The sequence below is a fragment of the Priestia sp. D3YE.R1 genome (assembly GCF_049199565.1).
Lineage (GTDB): Bacteria > Bacillota > Bacilli > Bacillales > Bacillaceae_H > Priestia > Priestia aryabhattai.
Window position 1 is genome coordinate 554,974 of sequence record NZ_JBLTHW010000003.1, and the last position, 21,440, is coordinate 576,413.

At 37.1% G+C, this 21,440-nt stretch carries 19 protein-coding genes and 1 other annotated feature; of the genes, 16 read left to right on the forward strand and 3 right to left on the reverse strand.

All coding sequences use genetic code 11. The features are described 5' to 3' along the window. Window positions 1-25: 25 nt before the first annotated feature. From ACOZIR_RS21160 to thrS, 3 genes are all read left to right on the forward strand, one after another. The gene (locus ACOZIR_RS21160) at window positions 26-484 is read left to right on the forward strand and encodes a cell wall hydrolase (RefSeq protein WP_045294131.1); all 459 of its coding nucleotides are present in this window, start codon (window positions 26-28) and stop codon (window positions 482-484) included. Between the two features lie 494 nt (window positions 485-978). Further along, window positions 979-2,721, forward strand: a complete 1,743-nt coding sequence (locus tag ACOZIR_RS21165; RefSeq protein ID WP_421535803.1) for a sulfatase-like hydrolase/transferase — start codon at window positions 979-981, stop codon at window positions 2,719-2,721. Window positions 2,722-3,122: 401 nt separating this feature from the next. Beyond that, window positions 3,123-3,353, forward strand: a binding site (T-box leader). A gap of 321 nt (window positions 3,354-3,674) precedes the next feature. Beyond that, window positions 3,675-4,892, forward strand: a complete 1,218-nt coding sequence (thrS, locus tag ACOZIR_RS21170; protein WP_045294127.1) for a threonine--tRNA ligase — start codon at window positions 3,675-3,677, stop codon at window positions 4,890-4,892. A gap of 169 nt (window positions 4,893-5,061) precedes the next feature. On the opposite strand, the gene ACOZIR_RS21175 is transcribed toward thrS, so the two are convergent. Continuing rightward, window positions 5,062-5,268 (reverse strand): hypothetical protein, encoded by a 207-nt coding sequence (locus ACOZIR_RS21175; RefSeq protein WP_045294125.1) that lies wholly within the window; start codon window positions 5,266-5,268, stop codon window positions 5,062-5,064. A gap of 385 nt (window positions 5,269-5,653) precedes the next feature. Here ACOZIR_RS21175 and ACOZIR_RS21180 point away from each other — a divergent pair, with 385 nt between their 5' ends. After that, window positions 5,654-7,054 (forward strand): amino acid permease, encoded by a 1,401-nt coding sequence (locus ACOZIR_RS21180; RefSeq protein WP_045294123.1) that lies wholly within the window; start codon window positions 5,654-5,656, stop codon window positions 7,052-7,054. A gap of 65 nt (window positions 7,055-7,119) precedes the next feature. Here the strand turns inward: ACOZIR_RS21180 and ACOZIR_RS21185 are convergent, their stop codons facing one another. Next, complete coding sequence (locus tag ACOZIR_RS21185) at window positions 7,120-8,328, reverse strand: MFS transporter (protein WP_013057095.1); 1,209 nt, start codon at window positions 8,326-8,328, stop codon at window positions 7,120-7,122. A 255-nt stretch (window positions 8,329-8,583) separates the two neighbouring features. Between ACOZIR_RS21185 and ACOZIR_RS21190 the strand changes: the two genes are divergently transcribed. The 8 genes from ACOZIR_RS21190 (at window position 8,584) to ACOZIR_RS21225 (ending at window position 17,418) form a co-directional block, all read left to right on the forward strand. Then, the gene (locus tag ACOZIR_RS21190) at window positions 8,584-9,045 is read left to right on the forward strand and encodes a MarR family winged helix-turn-helix transcriptional regulator (RefSeq protein ID WP_114895325.1); all 462 of its coding nucleotides are present in this window, start codon (window positions 8,584-8,586) and stop codon (window positions 9,043-9,045) included. Next, the gene (locus ACOZIR_RS21195) at window positions 9,042-11,708 is read left to right on the forward strand and encodes an MMPL family transporter (protein WP_045294118.1); all 2,667 of its coding nucleotides are present in this window, start codon (window positions 9,042-9,044) and stop codon (window positions 11,706-11,708) included. Before ACOZIR_RS21190 ends, ACOZIR_RS21195 begins: the two co-directional genes overlap by 4 nt. Window positions 11,709-11,963: 255 nt before the next feature. After that, entirely contained in the window at window positions 11,964-12,128 is a 165-nt protein-coding gene (locus ACOZIR_RS21200; protein ID WP_169746693.1) for a hypothetical protein, read from the forward strand. A 261-nt stretch (window positions 12,129-12,389) separates the two neighbouring features. Continuing rightward, window positions 12,390-13,376 carry an SIS domain-containing protein gene (locus tag ACOZIR_RS21205; RefSeq protein ID WP_045294116.1) on the forward strand — a complete coding sequence of 329 codons (987 nt, stop codon included), beginning with the start codon at window positions 12,390-12,392 and terminating at the stop codon, window positions 13,374-13,376. Between the two features lie 116 nt (window positions 13,377-13,492). Beyond that, entirely contained in the window at window positions 13,493-14,779 is a 1,287-nt protein-coding gene (locus ACOZIR_RS21210) for an ABC transporter substrate-binding protein (protein WP_045294114.1), read from the forward strand. 15 nt (window positions 14,780-14,794) lie between these two features. Continuing rightward, the gene (locus ACOZIR_RS21215) at window positions 14,795-15,676 is read left to right on the forward strand and encodes a carbohydrate ABC transporter permease (RefSeq protein ID WP_045294112.1); all 882 of its coding nucleotides are present in this window, start codon (window positions 14,795-14,797) and stop codon (window positions 15,674-15,676) included. A 5-nt stretch (window positions 15,677-15,681) separates the two neighbouring features. Continuing rightward, the gene (locus ACOZIR_RS21220) at window positions 15,682-16,560 is read left to right on the forward strand and encodes a carbohydrate ABC transporter permease (RefSeq protein ID WP_375156324.1); all 879 of its coding nucleotides are present in this window, start codon (window positions 15,682-15,684) and stop codon (window positions 16,558-16,560) included. A gap of 15 nt (window positions 16,561-16,575) precedes the next feature. Beyond that, entirely contained in the window at window positions 16,576-17,418 is an 843-nt protein-coding gene (locus ACOZIR_RS21225; RefSeq protein ID WP_045294108.1) for a fructoselysine 6-kinase, read from the forward strand. 41 nt (window positions 17,419-17,459) lie between these two features. Here the strand turns inward: ACOZIR_RS21225 and ACOZIR_RS21230 are convergent, their stop codons facing one another. Then, window positions 17,460-18,191: a GntR family transcriptional regulator gene (locus ACOZIR_RS21230; RefSeq protein ID WP_045294106.1), complete on the reverse strand. Its 732-nt coding sequence runs from the start codon at window positions 18,189-18,191 to the stop codon at window positions 17,460-17,462. A gap of 294 nt (window positions 18,192-18,485) precedes the next feature. Between ACOZIR_RS21230 and ACOZIR_RS21235 the strand changes: the two genes are divergently transcribed. The 4 genes from ACOZIR_RS21235 (at window position 18,486) to ACOZIR_RS21250 (ending at window position 21,421) form a co-directional block, all read left to right on the forward strand. Beyond that, on the forward strand, window positions 18,486-19,505 hold the full coding sequence (locus tag ACOZIR_RS21235; RefSeq protein ID WP_045294104.1) for an STAS domain-containing protein: 1,020 nt from the start codon (window positions 18,486-18,488) through the stop codon (window positions 19,503-19,505). Window positions 19,506-19,694: 189 nt separating this feature from the next. Continuing rightward, entirely contained in the window at window positions 19,695-20,123 is a 429-nt protein-coding gene (locus ACOZIR_RS21240; protein WP_045294102.1) for an SRPBCC family protein, read from the forward strand. Continuing rightward, entirely contained in the window at window positions 20,124-20,459 is a 336-nt protein-coding gene (locus ACOZIR_RS21245; RefSeq protein WP_045294101.1) for an ArsR/SmtB family transcription factor, read from the forward strand. Window positions 20,460-20,641: 182 nt separating this feature from the next. Beyond that, window positions 20,642-21,421 (forward strand): MBL fold metallo-hydrolase, encoded by a 780-nt coding sequence (locus ACOZIR_RS21250; protein ID WP_045294099.1) that lies wholly within the window; start codon window positions 20,642-20,644, stop codon window positions 21,419-21,421. Window positions 21,422-21,440 lie beyond the last annotated feature (19 nt).

Here is a 21,440-nt window from a genome sequence, read left to right on the forward strand (position 1 = left end):
AAATAGCAAGGAGGCTTTTATTTTTATGATGAAGAAATTAGTGATTGCTATCGCAATGCTTATCCCAAGTTTTGGTGCAGGTTACTCAGCATTTGCTGCAGCGCCCGCACATGAACAGCACATTCAAGTAAATAAAAATGATAAAGAATTATTAGCTCGTCTTGTATCAGCTGAAGCCAAAGGAGAGCCGTACGCAGGTAAAGTAGCCGTGGCAACAGTTGTATTAAATAGAGTCGACAGCAGCAAATTCCCGGATACTGTAAAAGGCGTTATTTATCAAAAAGGTCAGTACAGCCCGGTCAGCAACGGTGAAATTAATAAACCTGCAGACAAAGGTTCAAAAAAAGCTGTAGAAGAAGCAATTAACTTCCAAGGTCAAGGAAAAGGTTCATTATTCTTCTTTAATCCTGATAAAACGGGAGATCAATGGCTGCGCCAAAAACAAGAAACAATTAAAATAGGAAATCATGTATTTGCAAAATAATGAAAAAGCTAATGGCTAGCTACGCGCTGTCATTAGCTTTTTTAGTTATGTACATAAAATAAGCAGTAGAACAACCTTTAGAATTAGAATTTTATGGTAAAATAAAAGAAGTCATTCATAATTAAAAATATAAGGTGATAACTTGAAAGAGAATATGATGTTTGCTTGGATAACTTCATGGTTAGCTCTTGTTGTTCAGCTCGTTTTTTTATGGGAGTAGCGCTACATGGTGTGGAGTTTTGTGATAAGCATAATTGTATAATTGTACGTATATCTAGTATAATTGTTACCTATAAACGAACTCAGCAGCTAAAAGCATACAAAAAATAAGGAATATCGTATTGAAACGAGTTATGAAAGACTTAGAGAAATCCTCCAAGTCTTTTTTTGTTTGGGTATAAAAAGACATGAACCGTACTCCGTTCTTCTAAAAAAAGTCCTTTTTACGTAGTTTATCAATACAGAAAATTTGATAAACACGTGGAGGAGTAAACATGAAGGAGCAGCCTAATTTTTTGTTAATTATGGTGGACGAAGAACGATTTCCACCCGTATATGAAAGTAAAGAAGTAAAAAAGTGGCGAAAAAAACATTTAAAAGCACGTGAATTTTTAAAACAGCACGGGATGTCATTCACTCGTCACTACGTCGGTTCTACAGCCTGTTCACCGAGTCGAGCTACATTGTTTACAGGGCAGTACCCTTCCGTGCACGGAGTTACGCAAACGCAAGGTATCGCAAAGAAGTCACAAGATCCTGATATGTTTTGGCTGCAGCCTAATACCGTCCCAACGATGGGAGATTATTTTAAGCAGGCTGGGTATCAAACCTTTTATAAAGGAAAATGGCATATTTCTGATGAGAACATCTTAATTCCAGGAACGCATAACGTTTTTTCTAGCTACCAGATGCAAACAGGAATACCGGATCCAGAAAAAGAGTTCCTCTATCAACGGGCTAATAAGCTTGAAAAGTTTGGTTTTTCAGGGTGGATTGGTCCAGAGCCAGAGGGGAGAAACCCGCACAATTCTGGTTCATCTGCGGCCATTGGAGTGAGCGGACGAGACGAAATATATGCAGAGGAAATCATAGAGCTTATTCAACGATTAGAATATCAAAAGACTTCGCAGCCTTGGCTCATGGTAGCTTCGTTTGTGAACCCGCATGACATTGCGCTGTTCGGAGCGATTACCAAATACCTCCCCATGTTTCAGTTTTCTATTGACGAAACAATTCCGAACATCGAGCCGCCACCTACCATTCGAGAATCTTTACAAACAAAGCCCAGCGCTCAAAGCAGCTATAAATACATCTATCCAAAAGCGCTGCAGCCGACGCCAAATTCTAGTTTCTACCGGCGCTTATATTACCAGCTTCAAAAAAATGTTGATAAACAAATTTTGAAAGTTCTTCGGACTATAGAACAATCTTCGTTCTATGAAAATACAATTATTATTTTTACGTCGGATCACGGTGATTTGCTTGGAGCTCACGGAGGGCTGCATCAAAAATGGTACAACATGTATGAAGAGTCTATTCACGTGCCCCTTCTCATTCACAACAAGCATTTGTTTCCGAGTTATCAACGTACAGACCTGCTGACTAGTCACGTTGACTTGATCCCGACAATGCTTAGTTTGGCTAATATCGATGCTTCCGCTGTTCAAAAGCAATTGCAAAAAAGTCATACGGAAGTACATCCATTTGTTGGGAGAGACCTCTCAGGAACGTTGCGAGGAGAAACATCGCTTCATGAAGAAAAAATACCGATTTTCTTTATGACGGATGATGACCCGACAAAAGGACTTCACCAAACAAATTTTTTAGGAGAAAGCTACCCATCAGTTGTTCAGCCTAATCACATTCAAGCGGTCATTGTAGAGTTTCCGTCAGCTGCAGGAAAGGAAATTTGGAAATACGCTCGCTACCATGATAATCCGCAATTTCGGTCAGCATCTGACGAACCAGATGAAGTCATTCACCGAGGGCAATATGAAGGTTACCTAGTAAGTCTTACTACCCCAAAAACAACAGGGGTTCCCGATCAAATTGAAACGTACAACTTGACCAAGGATCCGTTAGAAACAGTAAATCTGGCTCATCCGTATTTTTCGACAAATGAAACAAGGAAAATTCAGCGGCAGCTTGATGTTATTCTTAAAGAACAAATCAGGAAAAAACGGATTTTTCCGCAAAGTGGAAGCATGAATGATGAGCTTTCGGATAAAGATAGATAAAAAATAGTTTCGACGGATTCAAGCCAAATATTTTCGCAAGTAGAAAAAGGTATATTTAATATTTTAGTATACAAATAAAAAACCTCATGATACTTGTGCTATGTTACTTATTCTGTTTTGGGTAGTACTGGATTTCACCTCGTTAATAATACTTAGGTAAAACAAATACGTGCTTGTACTATCTTTCTTTTCCGCCTTTGTTTTCACACAATAAAGGAAAAAACAAGAATAAAATGTAGCCGTTAATATTATAATAAAAAACTTTCTAAGCCCGTGTATTCCTAAGTAACTTTTCGGTAATTCAAGCATAAAGTAATTCTATACCATTAAAAAATAAAAAATTACTTCTTGACTTTTGTTAAATTTATACACTATAATCGCTTTTAACAACTAACAAACATTATTTGGCAATGAAAAGGACACGAATTAGATGCTGTTTTCTTCGCAGAGAATAGGGCCACTGGCTGAGAGCCCTTAAGAAATCATCTAGTTTACCACCTTAGAGCTATTGCAGGGAACGTGCATAACTAACTGAAACTGCAATCGGTAAAACCGTTATCTTTTTTGAGCGTAAAATGCGTATAGGTATTTTACGGAATTAGGGTGGTACCACGGCCGCATTCGTCCCTTCACTAGGGATGAGTGCGGTTTTTTATGTGGAAAAAAAGAATATACAAGCAATGAAAAGGACATGAATCATTTTTAAATTTTCTTTACAGAGAGTAGGGTCACTGGCTGAGAACCCTTAGAAAACGAAATGAATTTACCACCTTGAAGCTGCGGCGGGGAATGTGTATACACTGAAACCGCAACCGGTAAAACCGTTATCTTTTTAAGCGTAAAATCCATATGGATATTTTACGGAATTAGGGTGGTACCACGGCCGCATTCGTCCCTTTACTAGGGATGAGTGCGGTTTTTTTGTTGAATAAAAACATATTGGAGGAATGAACATGTCAAAACAAATGGAAGCTGAAAAACGAAATCATCAAAAATTAGGTCAAGAACTGGAGCTGTTTATGTCGATGGAAGAAGCTCCTGGTATGCCGTTTTTCTTACCTAACGGAATGATTGTTCGAAATGAGTTAGAAAACTACTGGAAACAAAAGCATTACAAAGCAGGCTATCAAGAAATAAAAACACCTATCATGATGAAACAGGAGCTCTGGGAACAATCAGGGCACTGGGAGCACTATCATGAGAATATGTATTTTTCAAATGTTGACAAACAAAACTATGCGATTAAACCGATGAATTGTCCGGGAGCCATTTTATTGTTTAACAGCAAGCGAAGAAGCTACCGAGAACTTCCGACTCGATACGCAGAGCTTGGATTAGTTCACCGCCACGAGCTTTCTGGGTCTTTAAACGGATTGCTAAGAGTCCGTTCATTCACACAGGACGATGCTCATTTATTCGTAGAACTCAGTCAGATCAAAGCTGAGATTAGCCGCATTCTAGCATTTATCCATGACTTTTATTCACATTTTGGCTTTGATTACAAAGTGGAGCTATCCACACGTCCTGAAAAATTTATGGGAGATATTGAAACATGGAATCAAGCAGAAAAATCGCTTCAATCGGTGTTAATTGAAAAAGGCTTAGACTATCAGGTAAATGAAGGAGACGGAGCTTTTTACGGGCCGAAAATTGATTTTCATATTTTAGATTCCCTAGGCCGCAGCTGGCAGTGCGGAACAGTTCAGCTTGATTTCTTAATGCCAGAGAAGTTTGACTGCATGTATATTGGAGAGGACAATAAACCGCACCGTCCCGTAATGATTCACCGGGCTATATACGGTTCCGTTGAACGATTTATGGCCATCTTGATTGAACATTATGAAGGTCAATTTCCTCTTTGGCTGGCTCCTGTTCAATTTAAGCTTTTGCCTATTGCACCGCCGCATGTGGAATATGCATACAAGGTGAAACACGAGCTGGAGTCACAAGGATATCGTGTTGAAGTAGATGATCGTATTGAAAAAATAGGTCTAAAAATTAGAGAAGCAGAAATGCTCAAAGTTCCTTATATGGCCGTAATAGGAGATAAAGAAGTAGAAAATGAATCGCTTGCTATGCGAAAGCACGGGAAGAAAAATATTGGAACAGTAAGTGTGAAAGAGGCAGCTGTACACTTGAATGAAGAAATGAATTCAAACAGAGTTGATTGAAGCCATTTACCTTGCTAAATAGAAAAATCCGATTTTTTTAGTCGGATAGTGATTCCCTTCATCTTGTCTTACATCAAAATGAAGGGAATATTGAACTAGAAGGGTATAAGATAATATATATCATCAGTATAACTTTTGCCTTAGACAAACGCCGGTATTTATAAAAAAATTATCTTGTTCCATTCGAATCGTTTGTACGGGGTGAAGCTGAATCTTCATTTGACAATTTGTTCATAGGTTGCTGACCTCGCTTCTTTTTAGAAGGAGAATAAAAAAGAAATTTAAACATAAAGTACACTCCTAATGCTAGTAAAATACAGCCAATAAGTAAGTTAAGCATCTCTCTCCGCCCTTCATACACTGCAGTTTTCATCATTATAACACCTGTTAAGGTAAAACATTCATCGTTCTATAAATAATCCCTATGTCAGGAATTTATACTTGAAGATAGGTAGCGAAAAAACTATCTGAAAATGAATCATTTTATTTTTTAGAATATTAATTTTATTCAAACTTATTATACATAATCACAATGATGATTTCTTTATTTAGTTGATAAATCCAAAACAGAGAGAGATTAAGAAATCGCTTACAAAAACTCTTGAAATATATATAATGATATTAGTATACTAATAGACAAGTTAGTAATTATTTCTATATAATTACTTCTGTATCTGAAGTAAAAACGCGCAGTCAAATAGGAAAAGACGTCATTTTTAAGTTTTTTAATGGATGAGTGGCAACAGAGAGGAGAGAGTGCAATGGGAAAGCTATTTAAAAAGAAGTCAATCGAGCAATTATTAGAACAAAGTCAAAACAAATCTCTAGTCAAAACATTAGGGGCATTCGATTTGACTCTTCTTGGTATTGGAGCCGTAATAGGAACGGGGGTTTTAGTGTTAACAGGATTAGTAGCTGCTAACGATGCGGGGCCAGCCGTTATTTTTTCTTTTATACTGGCTTCTATTGTATGCGGTTTTGCAGCGCTGTGCTATGCGGAGTTTGCTTCAACTATACCTGTATCTGGGAGCGTTTACACCTATACATATGCAACCATCGGCGAAGTGGTAGCACACTTAATGGGATGGACATTGCTTTCCGTCTATTTATTAACGATGTCAGCAGTAGCAAATGGATGGTCTTCTTATTTTAATAATTTTTTAGAAGGCTTTGGTTTTTCACTGCCAAAAGAATTGATTACCATCCCTGCAAATGGAGGCCTGGTGAACCTTCCTGCTATTTGTATTACACTTCTTATTACATGGCTGCTTTCAAGGGGAACTAAAGAAAGTAAAAAAGTGAATAATTTTATGGTGCTTGTTAAATTATTTATTATCCTTCTCTTTATTATTGTAGGGGCTTTTTATGTGAAGCCATCTAATTGGACTCCTTTTATGCCTTATGGAATTGAAGGTGTTGTGACAGGGGGAGCGGCCGTATTTTTTGCTTTCTTAGGTTTTGATGCCTTATCTACATCAGCAGAAGAAGTAAAGAACCCGCAGCGCAATTTGCCAATTGGAATTATTAGTTCACTTGTGATCTGCACGATTATTTATGTAGCAGTATGCCTTGTTATGACAGGAGTTGTTTCTTATAAGGAACTGAATGTTCCAGAAGCAATGGCCTATGTTCTTCATTCAGTAGGACAAAATGCAGTGGCAGGAATTATTGCTGCAGGAGCTGTCATTGGAATTATGGCTGTTATTTTCGCTTACATTTATGCAGCAACACGCATTTTATTCTCAATGAGCCGCGACGGCTTGCTGCCAAAAGCATTTGCTAAAACAAATGAGAAAACGGGAGTTCCGACTCTTTCCACTTGGCTAGTAGGAATTATTGGAGCGTTAATTTCAGGGTTTATTGATCTAAAAGAACTTGCGAATTTAGCAAATATCGGAGCTCTTTTAACTTTCGGCATGGTGGGCGTCAGCATTATCATCTTACGCAAAACGCACCCAACTTTAAAACGTGGATTTACAATGCCGTTTGTCCCGGTTTTACCAATTTTATCTGTATTATCTTGTTTATTTTTAATGATTAATCTTCCTAAAACAACATGGCTGTATTTTAGCATATGGATTGTGCTTGGTATATTTGTGTATATAGGTTACTCTCGTAAACACAGTCGATTAACAAGTAAAGAAATGAAAAAAGCGAGCTAGAAGCAAAAAAGAGCCTTTCATCAAAGAAAGGCTCTTTTTTTGCTTTTTGTTCAGTTGTTAGACAGTTAGGACGATTGTTCACTATGTTTTTTGCGTGTTTCCACAATAAAAAGACAAGTGCTAATAACAAAAGCCGTTCCTACAAAAATGGCGCCAACCCAAGGAAGTGAAGTAAGTCCCATATGGTTAATAATTACGCCTCCGAAAAAGGCGCCAAAAGCATTTCCTAAGTTAGCAAATGAGTGATTCGAAGTAGAAGCTAAAGCAGGTGCTTCCTGTGCTAAGTTCATAATTTTCACTTGAATACCAGGCATTACAGCAAACGCTGCTGCTCCCCAGAAAAACAGCGTGATAATAGCTGCTGTTGGGCTTTTAACAGTAAACGTAAAAATAGTCAGCACAATACAAAGAAAAGCAAATATCCCTACAACCGAAGGCATTAGCTTCCAGTCTGCAAGCTTGCCCCCAACAACGTTTCCAAGCGTAACGCCGCATCCGTATAATACAAGTATCCACGTAACGCTGTGTTCACTTACTCCTGTAACGTCTTCAAGAAGCGGTGTAATATACGTAAAAACAGTAAATAAACTACCGCATCCTATTGCGCTTAAAAGAAGCATCACAAGAAGTTTTGGTTGGGTAAAAGCAGCAAACTGCTGTTTTAGACCCGTTAATTTGTCTTGACCAAGTTTTGGGATAAACAGAATAATACCGATAAATGCAATAATCCCCATAATCGTAATAGCCCCAAACGAAGCTCTCCAGCCTAAGTGTTGGCCAATGAATGTTCCCACAGGAACGCCAATGATATTTGCAATAGTTAAACCTGCCATCATCGTTGCGACAGCACTTGCACGTTTATGAGGTTGTACAAGCCGTGAAGCAATAACAGCGCCTACTCCAAAGAACGTACCGTGACATAATGCCGTAACTAAACGAGCTCCCATTAAAATTCCATAGCTAGGTGCAATAATAGCAATCGCATTTCCGAGAATAAATAAAAGCATAAGTAAACAAAGCAGAAGCTTTTGAGGAAGTCGATGAGTAAAAATAGTTAAAATTGGCGCGCCGATTGCTACTCCTAAAGCATAGCTTGTAATTAACTGACCAGCAGTCGAAATGCTAACGTGAAGGTCTTCTGCAACGTTAGGCAGTATCCCCATAATAACAAATTCCGTCATTCCAATAGCAAAAGCTCCAAGAGTTAACGAGATGAGAGCAATTGGAAAGGAATCTTTCTTACTGACCTGCTCATTAGCATGCATTGTATTCATGTGTGATCACCCTTTCTGTGTATAAAATTTATATCTCCTTGAAAAGAAGTCAATTACTAATAATACTTAAGTGATTGAGCTTTGACAACCAAAAAAGCTGATGTAAGCGGTATCTTTCAGATTTCTATTTATCTTTATCATATATGAAGACAGTCAGACATAAATTTATTGACAGAATAAAGTTTAGTCCTATAAACTATTTTTAAAGTTAAATAGTTTACATCTATAAACTAAATAATCAAAGGAGGGAAATAAGTGACGAAAAGCAAGTTATATCAAGCGGTAGAACTTTTTGAAGAAGTGCTGTTTGTAGGAACAGAAGTCATTCACAGAGAGATAAGCCATAACCTCTTTGAACATGTATCAAGACAGCAGTTTGATTTGTTAAATAGTTTAATGATTAAAGGTCCATCTTCACCTGGCAGTCTTGCTGTCTTGCAAGGTGTTCATAAAAGTGCCATTTCGAATCGAATCAAAAAACTGCTCGAAAAAGGGCTCGTGGAGTGGGACACGAACGAACTAGAAAGTGATAAACGTTCTAAGCTTATAAAGATTACGGCTGAAGGAGAAAAGGTAATAAATGACGGAAATGCTGCCTGTTTTAGCATTATTGAGAATTTGTTTGATGATGTAGAAGAAGAAAAAATAGATACATTTATTGAAATTCTTACAATGGCAAAAGAAAAGTTAAATACAAAAGGGGAAAGCAAAGAATGAAATTTATCGTGAAATTTAAGTGGGTGATTGCCGCCTTTATTTTAGCTTTAACGGTTATATTGATGCTAATGGCACCGAATTTAACAAAGCTCGCAAGTGAAAAAGGGCAGTCTCAGCTTCCCGACGATGCTGTTTCATCTAGAGCCAGCCAAATTTTAAAAGACGCCGGGGAAGACAGCAACACCATCAGCATGGTTATCAAGTTAGATAACGCATTAGATAAAGATAGTGAGAAACAAATACAGAAAATCATTGATAAGACAGAGAAAATTAAAGGTGTAAAAGACGTCACAACTCCTTTGACAGATGATCAAGATGTTCGCAATCAATTAATGTCTAAAGACAAAAAAACGGTTTTAGTTCCGGTTACTGTCAGAGGATCGGATGAAAAAGTTGAAAAAATAGCGGATCAAATTTATGACAACGTGCCAAAAGACGTTACCGCCTATGTAACAGGTGCATCTCTTATTAATCAGGATTTTGCACACAGTTCAGAAGAAGGGTTAAAGAAAACCGAGTTTATTACCATCTTTTTGATTTTAGGTTTGCTTTTACTCGTTTTCCGTTCAGTCGTGACGCCGTTCATTCCTATTTTAATTGTGGGAATCACATACTTAATCAGTCAATCGTTATTAGGTATTTTAGTTAAAAATGTCGATTTTCCAATTTCAACGTTTACCCAAACGTTCTTAGTAGCTATTTTGTTTGGGATTGGGACGGATTACTGCATTCTTTTACTTAATCGTTTCCGTGAAGAATTGGCAAATGGACATGATAAAGTAGAAGCCACTATCACAGCTTACCGTACAGCAGGAAGAACGTTATTCATCAGCGGAATTGCCGTATTTATTGGTTTTGCAGCCATTGGATTTGCTAAGTTTGCTATTTTCCAATCGGCTGTTGGCGTAGCAGTGGGAGTCGGTGTGCTGCTAGTGATTTTATTTACCTTGCTGCCACTTTTTATGGTTACGCTTGGAGAAAAATTATTTTGGCCGTCTAAAAAAGTGGCTTCTCATAGCGACAATAAGCTGTGGGGTTTTTTAGGAAGAAAGGCAGTGGCGAGACCGTTCGTATTTTTAGTTATTACAGCGATTATTACCGTGCCTTTTATTGTAACGTATGACTCTAAAGTGTCGTTTGATTCTACTGCTGAGATCAGCAGTGATTATAAATCTATAAAAGGACTAAACGCTATCAGCGACGCACTGGGAGAAGGAAAAGCGTTTCCTGTCAATGTTATTATTAAAGGAGATAAAGAGTTAACAAAGGCAGATGTTATTCCTTATTTAGGAAATATAAGCAAAGCAATTGAAAAAGTGGAGCACGTGGATTCTGTCATGACGATTACACAGCCTACCGGAGAAAAGATTGATGATTTATATGTTAATTCACAGCTGGGCTCTGTATCAGACGGAATCAAAGATGCTGTTAAAGGAATCGGAGATGTACAAAAAGGATTAAATGATATTGAAAAAGGGCTAAATCAAATAGCTGACAAAACCGGTTCTGCTTCTAAAGAATCTGGCGGATCACTTGCACCTGCTGCAGACGGATTAGCTCAAATTAATCAACAGCTGAAGCTTATCAGCACTCAGCTCTCTACAACAGGAAATGTGGAGCAAGCGGTTCCTCAGCTTGCAGCAATCAGCAAACAGCTTACTGCCATTCAAACCGGTCTTCAACAAGCAAATGAGAATCTTTCAGTTCAGCAAAGTCAAGTAGGAACGCTATCAGACAGTATCAATCAGTTAGCAAAAGGTGTTAACAGCGCGAATGATGGACTGACGAAAATCTCAGATGGCTTAACAAAAGCAACGGATATGCTTGATAATATGAGTGACAGCTCAACAGTTAGCGATACGGGGATTTATCTTCCAGAAGAAGTGATGAAAGATAAAGGGTTTAAACAATCCATCGATAACTATTCCTTTGCAGATGGAAAAGGAGTTAAGCTAAGTGTAGTGCTTGATCAAAATCCATATTCTGAAGAAGCCATTTCAACCGTAAAAAATATTGAAAAAGCGGTGGCAAATGAAGTTGTCAATACGCCGTTTGACCATACAGAAATTGTGTACGGAGGCGTATCGAGCTCAAATGCGGATTTAAAAGATTTATCCACAACGGATCTTTCACGCACAATGGTCATTATGATGATTGGACTGTTTATTGTTTTGACCATTTTATTTCGTTCAATGATCATGCCTGTATATATGATTGCTTCACTGCTGCTTACGTATTATACGGCAATGGGAATCTCAGAGCTTCTATTCGTGGATATAATGGGGAATGACGGAATCAGCTGGGCAGTGCCGTTCTTTAGTTTTGTTATTTTGGTTGCCCTGGGAATTGACTATTCTATTTTCTTGTTAGACCGTTTTAACGAAGAAGTGAAAAGCGGCGTAGCAGAAGGAATGGTTACGTCCATGAGTAAGATGGGGTCGGTTATTATCACTGCTGCTATTATCCTAGCTGGAACGTTTGGGGCTATGATCCCATCAGGTGTATTAACACTTGTACATGTAGCAACGGTTGTCATTATCGGTCTTTTACTTTATGGCCTTGTTATTCTTCCGCTTCTTATGCCAGCGATTGTCGTGACGCTTGGAGAAGGAAACTGGTGGCCGTTTCTTCGAAAAAAAGAAAAATACAAAGTAGAAGAATAACTTGATAGCTGTATCAAAAATCAGCTATTTGTAGGAAATAGTGATAGACGCTTGGATAGCGTTAAACACTATATACGATAAAATGAAGGATAGATGAGCGTCATAAGACTGCTCTATCTATCCTTTTTGTATTATTGGAAAACTCGATTATAGTTTAAAAACACAATCAAGCAGGTGCTTTTATAAATACATCTAGGCGAATAAAAGGCCGCCTCTCTGGAAAACCTATAGTCAAAAACATGAGGGAGGTTTTTTATGAAATTTGTAAATTTTTTCGCTAGTCAGCGAGACAAACGACGGGAACAAATCCGCGAAGCAGGAACATGTCCAGATTGCTTAGGGAAACGATTTCACCATATTGGGCTTTATTTTGTGCACGTTTATGAGTGTCCGAGCTGTCAAGGCAAAGAAGATATGTAATAAAATCTTCAGAAGTAAGGCAAAGGCAGTCTCTATGCAGATCATGATGTGAAACCTTCTTATTTTAGAGAAGGTTTTTATTTTTTTGGAGGAAATAAGAAAAAAGAGATTTGTAACTTGCCGTACTGTATTTCTACAAATATAGATAAAAAGTTAAATATTCTGATAAATATATTGACTAGTTAACGTTTACAGTTTAATATAACAATATATAACATTACATAATGTTGTATATCATATTTTATTTGAGGAGTGGGGAAAATGAGCAAAACAGTAGTGCATGTAAAAAGTGATGTGCAAGCCGTATTAAACGAATTAAAAAGCAAGCAAATTCGTAATGTGTTTTTCGTCGCATGTGGAGGATCTTCTGCGATCATGTATCCAGCTAAGTATGTACTAGATCGAGAAGCTCAACATATTACATCCGATTTGTATAGCTCGAACGAATTTATCCACCGCAATCCGCAGCAACTAGGAAAAAACTCCTTGGTTATTTTATGTTCCATGTCAGGAACAACTCCTGAGACTACAGAAGCAGCTAAGTTCGCTAAAAGCAAAGGCGCTTATGCTGTAGCCTTAACAAATGAACCTACTTCACCTTTAGCACACAGCGCAGATATTTTTATTAAGTATGAGTGGGGGAATGATATCGATGCTTTTGAAACAAACTTAGGCGTTTTATATCAGCTTGTATTTGGTCTTTTATACGTAGCAGAAAATAACGACAAATTTGGAAAGTTAGTTACTAGCTTAGAAAATTTACAGTCTGTTTATGAAAAAGCTCTCGAATACGAAGCGAGCAATGCGAGAAAATTCGCCGAATCACATAAGTCTGAACCGGTTATTTATACAATGGCCAGCGGTTCAAACTATGGAGCAGCATATTCATTCAGCATCTGTATCTTGATGGAAATGCAGTGGATTCATTCTCACGCTATTCACGCCGGAGAGTATTTCCACGGTCCATTTGAAATTATTGATGAAAACGTACCTTTTATCATCCTAGCTGGACTAGATGAAACAAGACCTTTAGAAGAACGTGCTTTATCATTCTCTAAACGATACGGCAAGAAGTTAACTGTTCTAGATGCAAAAGCATATGACTTCAAAGGAATTGATAAAGACGTGCAAGGGTATATTGCTCCTCTTGTATTAAACCGTGTACTGCGTCAATATGCCGAAGAATTAGCTGAAGCACGCAATCATCCTTTAAGTAAAAGACGCTATATGTGGAAAGTAGAATATTAATAATCACCTAATAAAGATAGAAATCTGTATATTTTCCTTACGAGTTATACTATAATGTTATAAAACATTATAGTATAACTTGAATATGAAAGCACTTACAATAAGGGGGTTTCTATATGAAAAAGACAAATTTAATCTTAGCCTCACTTTTAAGTTGTTCTTTAATGCTCGGGGGGTGTGCTGGAAAACAAACGTCTTCAGACTCAGACACAGGAAAGACAACATTAACATTCTTTCACAGATGGCCAAAAGAACCTGAAAAAAGCTACTTTGAAGAAGTTGTAAAAGAATTTGAGAAAAAGCACCCTGATATTGATATCAAAACAGAAGCGGTCTTAAACGATTCGTATAAAGACAAAATTAAAGTTATGACAGGCACCAATACCCCTCCTGATGTTTACTTTTCTTGGAGCGATGAGTTTGCTAGACAATTTGTCAGAGGAAACAAAGCCTTAGATTTAACCTCTTATTATAAGAAGGATTCAGCGTGGTCTTCCACTCTTGTTCAATCACAAATTAAACCATATACCGTTAATAATAAAATTTATGGTGTTCCTGTTACAATGGATGGAAAAATGTTTTTTTACAACAAAGATATCTTCAATAAATTAGGATTAAAAGCACCTACAAATTGGAACGAGCTACTAAATGTTTTAAGCGTGTTAAAAAAGAAGCATTATACAGCTTTAGAGTTTGGAAGCCAGGATACGTGGACCATTTCTCACTACGTAGGAACCTTAAACCAGCGCATGGTAAAGCATGACGTTCTTTTAAAAGACTATAACTCAAAAACTGGGACATTCACGGATAAAGGTTATGTAAAATCTCTAGAAAAATTAGAAGAATTAGTTCCTTACTTTAATAAAAACACAAATTCGATTGATCATGAATATGCAAGACAACAATTTTCAAATGGAAAAGCAGCTATGTTTTATGCTGAAACCGCTGAAATTAAGCTTTTTGGTCCAACGAAATTTAAGATTGGCATGTTTAATTTTCCTAAAGTGGAGGACGGAAAAGGAAACGCTACTAATTTAACTGGATCACCTGAAGGGTTTATGATTTCTTCTAAAACAAAGCATCCAAAAGAAGCGATGGAATTTCTTGAATTTTTAACATCAAAACAAATGGGTGAAAAGCTAGTAAAAGAAGTAGGGAAATACAGTGCAGTAAATGATACGGCTAACAGCATTAATTCAACCCCGGAGCAATTAGAAGCAGTAGATAATATTTTACAAGCCAAAGAGATGGCTCCATGGTTTGATATGGCAATCGATGCTCGAATTGCAGATGCTTATTTAACAGGCGCTCAGCTTATGCTAAATGGTGATAAAACACCTAAAGAAGTAATGAAAGATGTACAAAAAGCGGCAGCGAGTGTTCGTGCTGAATCTAAAAAGTAAGGAAGTGAAAAAGCAATGTTAAAACGCAATAAGCTAACCCCTTATTTATATCTTCTTCCTGCATTTGCTTTTTTGCTACTTGTGTACCTCCCTATTTTTCAGAATATTTGGGATAGTCTTTATGAGTGGAGTACATTTTCACCAGACAAGGTTTTTGTAGGAATAGATAATTATGTTCACTTATTTAAAGACCCTGTCTTTTATCAAGCACTGAAAAATAATATTCTTTATGCGGTCATTTCAATTATTTTTCAAGTGGGTGGAGGTCTGATTGTGGCTGCCGTTTTAGAAGATAAACTTATTCGAAAGTTTTCTCCTTTTTTTCGAACGGTTTATTTTTTACCAGTAGTCGTTTCGATGACCGTTATCGCTTTGTTGTTTACTTTTTTTTACAACCCTGAAGTAGGGCTTTTAAATCAAGTACTCAAAATGATTGGATTAGATTCGTTGGCAAAACCTTGGCTAGGAGACAGTGATACGGCTATTTATGCAGTAATTGCTGTATCTCAGTGGCAGTCTATCGGCTATATTGCCATGCTATATATTGTAGCGATACAAAAAATCTCACCTGAACTGTATGAAGCAGCTGAAATAGACGGCGCTAATAAGTTTAAAATGTTCTTTCATATTACTGTACCGCAAACAAAAGAAATGACATTTGTAGCTGTTATTTTAACACTCACTGGTGCTTTTACAGTATTTAATGAACCTTATATTTTAACTGGAGGCGGACCGGGTACATCATCTGAAGTCCTAAGTACGTATTTATACAAAACAGCCTTTTCGAAAGATATGATGGGCTACGCTTCTTCAATTGCTACTGTCATTTTAATTATTACGCTGTTGATTTCTCTTGTTCAAATGAAAGCATTTAAAACAGGAAAGGAAGACGCTTGATGCAGATGCCTAAAACAAATGTCACCTTACCTAACGTTGTCAATACAGCCGCTGAAGAAAGAAAAAAGAAGAGGTACACAGGTGTAACGATAGTATATGTCGGACTGATCGTCTATTTTATCGTCATTGCGTATCCTTTGCTTTGGATGATTATAAGTTCTTTTAAAAGCACGGATGAAATCTTTACTCACAGCTGGTCTATGCCGCATACTTGGCTAATTGAAAATTACGTGACCGCGTGGAAAAGCGGAATATCTTCTTACTTTTTAAACAGTGTGATCGTCACGGGCGCGTCTTGTTTTTTGACGGTTCTGGTCAGTGCCTTAGGAGCTTATGGACTATCACGCTTTGAGTTTCAAGGAAAAGCTATTGTCCTTATTATATGTCTGGGAGGGCTTATGCTTTCTCCTCAGGTAAGTTTAATTCCTTTGTATAGCATTATTCAAAAACTTGGAATCTATAATACACACTTGGCGCTGATTCTGCCTTATGTTGCTTATCGAATTCCTTTAACCATTTTGTTAATTCGAGCTTATTTTCTTTCGATTCCAAAAGAACTGGAGGAAGCAGCTCGGTTAGATGGATGTACAAGCTTGGGGATTTTATTTCGGATTTTTATTCCAATGAGCACGCCCATTTTATTAACAACGACAATTTTGACAGCTTACTACACATGGAATGAATTTATGTTTGCCATTATCTTTATTGACGACGACAGTTTGCGTACAATCCCAGCAGGATTAATGCAATTTAGAGACGCTTTGCAAACAGATTGGGGGGTATTACTAGCTGGACTGACCATTTCAGCAGCACCGATTGTTATGTTGTTTTTATTTATGCAAAAATATTTTATCCGTGGCATTGCTAACGGAAGTGTTAAATAATAGGAGGATAAGCAGATGAAACTAATTGGAGTAGGGGATAATGTAGTAGATTACTATAAAGATCAAGGAAAGATCTATCCAGGCGGCAACGCGCTAAATGTGGCCGTATTTTATAATAGATTGAGCAATCATCAGTCTTCCTATATGGGAATCGTGGGGAATGACGAATCGGCAGAGCATGTAGTAAATACTCTGCAGCAAGAAAAGATGGATATTAGCAGAGTAAGAAGAGCTGTAGGCGAGAATGGAATGGCGGTTGTAACACTTGACGAACAAGGTGATCGAATTTTTGTAGGATCAAATAAAGGGGGCGTTCAATCTAGATTAAAACTAATGCTGAACGAATCGGATTTAGCCTATATTCGTCAGCACGATCTTCTTCATACGAGCGTTTTTAGTCATTTAGAATCTGACCTTCCGTTGCTACATAAAATCATTGATATTTCCTTTGATTTTTCTACGAGATACGATGAGGAATATTTACAGCAAGTATGTCCATATATCAGCTATGCATTCTTCTCAGGAAGCAGCCTGCCAGAAGAAGAGTGTATGAATTTAATAAAGCGAGTACACTTGTTAGGAACCAGTGTCGTATGCGTGACAAGAGGAGAAGAGGGAGCTTTATTATCAGTCGGAAATCAGTTATTTAAACAGCCTATAATTCCTACAAATGTAGTGGATACGCTTGGGGCTGGAGATTCTTTTATAGCTGGTTTTCTTTCTTCTTATCTACCAGAAAAAAATATAGCCAAAGCCCTCCATAATGGATCATTGGTGGCATCACAAACTTGTCAAAATTACGGAGCATTTGGATATGGAAAAGAATATCATACAGACTGTGAAATGGTTTTAAAGTGAATAAAATAGCGCCTTTGCTTCTAAAGCAAGGCGCTATTTTATTAAGCATTAGAACTGTCTATAGTGAACGTAACGCGATTCGCAGGGTAGTGTAGAAAGGATGAATGAATCGGTCTTTTTTGTGAATCATACGCTACTTTTTCCACTTTAAACAGAGGCTCTCCGACTTCACACTCTAAATGTTTTGCTTCATCCACATTTGCAAATACCATGTTCAATAATTTTTTATTATGAACCGGAGCAATATTGTACTTATTTTTTATAATATCGTACATTGAAACTGAATTATGGACGTGCTGATCTAAATGTGGTAACAATTCTAAGGAGTAGTGAGAAATTTCTAAGGTAAGAGGCTGGTCGTCATAATACAGGATGCGCTGCAGTTCAAGGACTTCACTTTCTGGAGGGATTGATAACATCTTTGCCACAGGAGCTTTTACAGGTTTTATACCAAAAGACAAAATTTTAGTCTGCGGTACTTTCCCTAATTCCGACATATACTCTGTATGCCCATTAACGGCAAACAGCTCTCTCTTAGCTTTTGGATATTGAACAAAGGTTCCTTTTCCTTGCTGACGTATCAGAAGGCCTTCTTCTACTAAATCTAATACGGCTTTTCTTACCGTAATTCGACTTACTCCGTATATATCGCACAAATCCGTTTCAATTGGAAGTTTTTCACCCGGAGTATAAACTCCTTTATTAATATCTTCTGTAATAGCCTGTTTTAACTGCATATATAAAGGCGTAGAGCTATGAGTATTTAACTTCATCTTTTTCCTCCTCTTTCCTAAAGACTTTTTTTTGAATATAATTATATTATAACGTAATGTGATGTTATATTACAATTTGCTTTTCTCCCTTTTTATCATGTATGTTTGATACAAAAGAAAGAAAGGTTGGCGAATTCAAAGTTCTATAGCATTCACCTTTCTTTTTCATTAATTGAAAACATGGGTAATGGTTAGACAAGCAATAGAAAATATGCAACAATTTTTATTACCAGCTTCTTCAATATAAGATAAAATATAAAGAAGGTAAGAACTTTATAAAAAGGAGATTCCGCCATGGGTGAAAAAAAGAATATTGATATAGGTGGTCTTAGTTTTGCTTGGGATTTAGAAAAAGGACAATTTAGCTTTGAAGGAGAAGATGCGATCCTTTTTTGGATTTCTTCTGCGATGAAAACATTGTTTGATACAATCGAAGAAATATCTGGAGAAGAGGCAGCTTCGGTAGTACTGGAAACCACTGGTTTCCGACAAGGATTAGTAGTAGGAGAGTACTTTCAAAATATGAAAGGCGTAACGGTTTTTGAAGCGGCTGAGTTAATTACCAATACATACGCTTCGGCTGGATGGGGAAAAACAACCATCAAATATTTAAATCCTGAAAGTAAAACTCTATCTGCTGAATTAAAAGACAGTTGGGAACATAAAATTAACGTGGCGCAAAAGAAAACAAAGGGAGGAAATTTTCTTCCGGCCCATTATGCAGGGATTTTTACAGGACTATTCGGAACAAATATTTGGTACAAGGTGATTCAACATCAAATAGAAGGGCATGAATGCACCACAGTAGAATACTTCCCTTCCAACATTGATATCACTCAAAATATTCATCAATTAGCCAGAAGAAAAGAAGCGCAGAAAATAGAACATTTGGAAAACATTGTAGCAGAAAAAACAGCAGAGTTAAAAGATCTTATTAAAAAGCTGTCTTCTCCTATTATTCCGGTTTTGGAAGGCATAGTCGTCGTTCCTTTGATTGGCAAATACGACGAGGATCGAACGGAAGATTTGATTGTTAATACACTAAATAACCTCCCAAAACATCAGGCTAATTATCTTGTGCTGGATTTAACCGGATTGGATAAAGAACTTACTGAATATACGGCAAGCCTTATCGAAAAATTAGGTGCAGCAGCGTCCCTGATTGGTACAAAAACCATTTTAGTAGGAATTTCTGCTGACTTAGGCTTAGTTATATCAGAGACTCATATTGATTTATCAAAATATGATTGTTTTCAAACACTGCAGCATGGCATTCATTATGCATTGGCACAAAGCGGACGAAGCATCGTTTAAAAGATATATTTTAAATATAACAAAATGCACTCATTCAACATCATAACAAAGTTCTTTATCAAAGAACGGAGATATATTGAAGGATTTCATTTTTTAAAAGAGGAATTGACATGAAACCAAAAGGTGTTATATTGTTTATATATAAAACCTTTTGGTGTTATTTTTTAAAAAAGGAGAATGAAGATAACGATGAATGATAAAAGTGTATTAGAAGATGTAAAACAAACGATAATGTTTAACGCGCCAATTCAAAAAGTTTGGGATAAAGTCGCAACGGCAGAAGGGCTCCAACAATGGTTCATGCCTAATGATTTCCAGCCTCAGGTAGGATATGAATTTCATTTACAATCGCCTTTTGGGCCATCTCCGTGTAAAGTATTAGAAATAGATGCACCAAACTACCTTTCTTTCTCTTGGGATACGGATGGATGGATCGTTTCGTTTACCTTAAAAGAAATGGGTAATCAAACTGAATTTACGCTTGTTCATAGCGGATGGAAAGAAGCTGAAACACTTCTTGAAAAAGCAAACGAAAAGAGTTCAGTGGTACGAAATAGAATGAGTTACGGGTGGATTAGTCTCGTGAATGAAAAACTTCGAAAGGTTGTTGAAAACTAAATGACTTCACCAGCTGCCAAGCATGATATCTTTCAAGCCATTGCTGATCCTACTCGAAGAAAAGTACTTGAGCTGCTTTCTGAAAAAGAATTGCCTATTTCAGAAATAACGTCTCATTTTTCAATAAGCCGTACCGCTATTGTCAAGCATCTTCATATACTTTCAGAAGCAGACTTAGTTCATGGACAGAAAAAAGGAAGAGAAAAAGTGTATCATCTTCAGCCAGAGCCTTTGAAAGAAATAAAAGATTGGCTTTCTTATTACGAACAATTTTGGACAAACAAATTATCTATTCTTCAGCATATTGTTGAAAGAGATGAAGAAAGAAAGCAATAGAAAACGCACAAAAAAATGCTTTTATAGTGATTACCGCAAAGCCAGTCGTTAAAAAGACTGGCTGTTTTATATAAAAGCTCATTTTACGCTAAAACGACAAATAAAAAATAGTTAATAAAAGAACAGAAAAACATAGGGCATGTCTTTGATTACAGAGATAGACCTTGAGGGGGAAACAGAATATGAACAAGCTTTTATTTTACGGGACGAGCGATGCTCAAGGGGTGCCTCGATTATTATGTGACTGTAAAGTATGCACGGAAAAAGATCCATTAAATCAACGCACAAGACCTAGCGCACAGTTTACACTGGACGGTAACGTGTTTTTGATTGATGTATCACCTGATTTTAAATATCAATTTCATTTATATAATAACAAAAAAATCCCTTCTACCGTCTTGATTACTCACCCTCACAACGACCATGTTTCTGGGTTAGGAGATTTAGCCGACTTATGCTACTGGAATAATGTAAATACAGAAGTCGTAGGAGCGCCTGAAGTCATCAATGAGTTAATCGAAAGATTTCCTTATCTCGCAAAAAGAAAAGGGCTTACCTTTAATGGCACGTTAAAATGGGAAAGAGGAGAAACGATCATTACGTTTCATAAAGTAAATCACGGATTTAACGGTTATTCCTACGGCATTGTAGTCCATCAAAAACAAGGCGAACGCTGGGCGTATGTATCCGATTCTTTTAATGTGACAAATGAACAGTGGAAGCCTTTTTACCACTTAGATTTACTGATATTCGGTACATCTTTCTGGAAAGAATATCTTCAAAAAGAAAAAAGATCCGTATATGATGTGACAGAGGCAATGGAGATTAAAGCGAAGCTGCAGGCAAAAAACGTGGTGTTTACTCATTTATCACATGATATCGATATCAGAAAGCACGCTGAGATGCTTTTAGATAAAAACGTAAGCTTTGCCTATGACGGACGCGAGGTTTTCTTACCTTAAGCATAGTGATACATAAACG